Source organism: Coleofasciculus sp. FACHB-712 (assembly GCF_014695635.1).
Lineage (GTDB): Bacteria > Cyanobacteriota > Cyanobacteriia > Cyanobacteriales > FACHB-T130 > FACHB-T130.
On record NZ_JACJOQ010000283.1, the window covers coordinates 1 to 2,459 of the forward strand.

The 2,459-nt window shown below is 43.6% G+C and carries 3 protein-coding genes and 1 pseudogene; 3 read left to right on the forward strand and 1 reads right to left on the reverse strand.

All coding sequences use genetic code 11. The features are described from left to right. Nucleotides 1–692 (forward strand): annotated as a pseudogene (locus tag H6F50_RS07630) (phenylacetate--CoA ligase family protein); the annotation flags it as partial. A gap of 16 nt (nt 693–708) precedes the next feature. On the opposite strand, the gene H6F50_RS07635 reads toward H6F50_RS07630, so the two are convergent. After that, on the reverse strand, nt 709–1,029 hold the full coding sequence (locus H6F50_RS07635) for a helix-turn-helix domain-containing protein (RefSeq protein ID WP_190410721.1): 321 nt from the start codon (nt 1,027–1,029) through the stop codon (nt 709–711). A 185-nt stretch (nt 1,030–1,214) separates the two neighbouring features. Between H6F50_RS07635 and H6F50_RS27875 the strand changes: the two genes are divergently transcribed. Continuing rightward, nucleotides 1,215–1,382 carry a CDGSH iron-sulfur domain-containing protein gene (locus H6F50_RS27875; RefSeq protein ID WP_347277143.1) on the forward strand — a complete coding sequence of 56 codons (168 nt, stop codon included), beginning with the start codon at nt 1,215–1,217 and terminating at the stop codon, nt 1,380–1,382. Between the two features lie 167 nt (nt 1,383–1,549). Continuing rightward, complete coding sequence (locus H6F50_RS07645) at nt 1,550–2,248, forward strand: pirin family protein (protein WP_190428071.1); 699 nt, start codon at nt 1,550–1,552, stop codon at nt 2,246–2,248. Nucleotides 2,249–2,459: the final 211 nt, after the last annotated feature.

The following is a 2,459-nucleotide window of genomic DNA, read 5'->3' on the forward strand; positions in this document are numbered from 1 at the left end:
AGGCATTATTTGGGGAATCTCGCTTGCCAACGCTGGTACAGTATGACCCACTGAGTCGCTTTTTCGAGGTTCACGAGGGCACATTGCTGTTTTCCGGCGATAACGGGATTCCGCTGATCCGCTATCATATCTCCGATACGGGAGGCTTAATCCCTTACGATGAAATGCTCCAGTTTTTAGCAGAATGGGACTTCGATCCAGTCGCGGCGCTGCAAGGTGAAAGTGCCATTCCTCATCCCGAAACCTCCGGCTTAGGGCTACCCGAACTCAATCCGGCGGCGCGGGCTACCCAAAGAGGAATTCCTCCCTTACCGTTTGTTTATGTGTTTGGACGGTCTAATTTCACGGTTTCCTATTTCGGCGCAAATATTTACCCGGAAAATGTGACGGTGGGGTTAGAACAACCCACGATTCGAGAGTGGGTGACGGGTAAGTTTGTCATGCAAGTTCAGGAAGATGCAGATAAAAACCGCTTCCTGTCGGTGGTTGTGGAGTTAGCGCCCCAAGTAGAAGCCAGTAAAGACAAGCAGGAAGCGATCGCATCTTCGATTCTGTCCCAGCTACTACATCTCAACAGCGAGTTTGCCAACTATGTCCCCCCAACCTACCAAATGCCGCAAGTTACCTTAACTCCCAGCGGCGATCCAGAATATTTTCCGATTGGGGTGAAGCATCGCTATACTCGCCAATAATTTCTGCCAATAATTTCTATAATTGCGTGCCTAATTCGTGCATTGCCTGAATAATCGGTTTCAAACTTTCTCCTAAAGGAGTCAAAGAATATTCCACTTTTGGGGGAATCTGCGGATAAACCTGACGATGAATAATTCCGTCTTCTTCCATCTCTCTGAGTTGCTGCGTGAGCATCTTTTGAGTGATTCCCTCCAGCCCTCTTTGCAGTTCCCCAAACCGTTTAACGCCTGACCATAGTTCTGCCACAATCAAAAGCTTCCAGCGTCCGCTAATTGCTTTTAAGGTAGTTTCTGCTGGACAAGTCTTCCTTTCAAAATTCTCGCTTTTAGCTTCCATAGTATCTTTTTGGGTACTATCTTACTTTAAAGTGCATACTTTACACTTTATGGTTACATTTTTTAAACTATAAATATACAAAAATAAGACACCTAAGAAAGCCAAGGACAAGCAAAATGAGTGAACCCGTTATTGTTGATACAAAACCTATCCTGCTTGCGCTTGAATCTGGTACTTAAATTTTGGTGCAGTTGCGGTCAATCTCACAATCAACCTTATGGCGATGGTTCCCATCAAAACACGGAATCCCCCCTGTAAAGTTTGTACTGAAAGACAAAAAACAGGTAGCAGTATGCCAGTGTAAACACACCAGCAATCCATCGTTTTGTGATGGTTCGCACAGTAAACTTTAGTATTTTTCATGACAAAACCGTAGCCTGTCTAAATAAAGTTTACTTGTACCAACTGGCAACAGATCCCATTTTTTTAGTCTGCGAAGGGAGATGCAATAAATCGCCTCTCTACAACCAGGATAACTCTAAGCTCAGCCGCTGGTATTTAAGTTAAATAGGAGATGAAAATGATTGCAATTCGGAAAGCAGAAGAACGTGGACACGCCGATCATGGTTGGCTCAATTCCTATCATTCATTCTCCTTCGCCAACTACTACGATCCTCAGCACATGGGATTTAAAACTCTGCGCGTAATTAACGAAGATAGAGTGCAAGCGAACCAAGGCTTCGGGACCCATTCTCATCGAGATATGGAAATTATTTCCTACGTACTAGAAGGTGCTTTAGAGCATAAAGATAGCATGGGAACAAGCTCCATTATTCTTCCGGGTGAAGTGCAAGTTATGAGCGCTGGTACAGGAGTTACGCACAGTGAATATAACCATTCTAAAACTGACTTAGTGCATTTTCTGCAAATTTGGATTACGCCTAATCAAAAGGGACTAAAACCTAGATACGAGCAGAAAATGTATTCGGCTGAAGAAAAGCACGGAAATCTCCGTTTAATTGCTTCTCAAGATGGTCGGGATGGTTCGGTTACTATCCACCAAGATGCCAATCTCTACGCAAGTTTGCTCGATGCTGGACAGCAGGTTAATTATCAAATCAACCCTAACCGCCATGCTTGGCTGCAAGTTATCAAAGGCGATATCAGTTTGAATAGTAAGCCACTAGCTGCTGGAGATGGCGCTGCAATCAGTGATGAAAACCAGATAGCCATAGAAGCCAAAAATAGCACAGAATTTCTGTTGTTCGATTTGGCATGACAGCCGAAGGTTTATATACCCTTTAGGCGAAGACGATGATTCCGGTCATGGGTTTTAAGTAGACAGTTCTTTAAGTAAGAGAAATCAAGCGATCGCTTGATTTCTCTTACTTATTTTTTGGTTCTAAGGAATTCGTTTACCTCCAGGTAAAAATGGTATGATTACAGGCAAAAGTATAACTAGCAATGCAGATTACTCAATGTCTCCATGC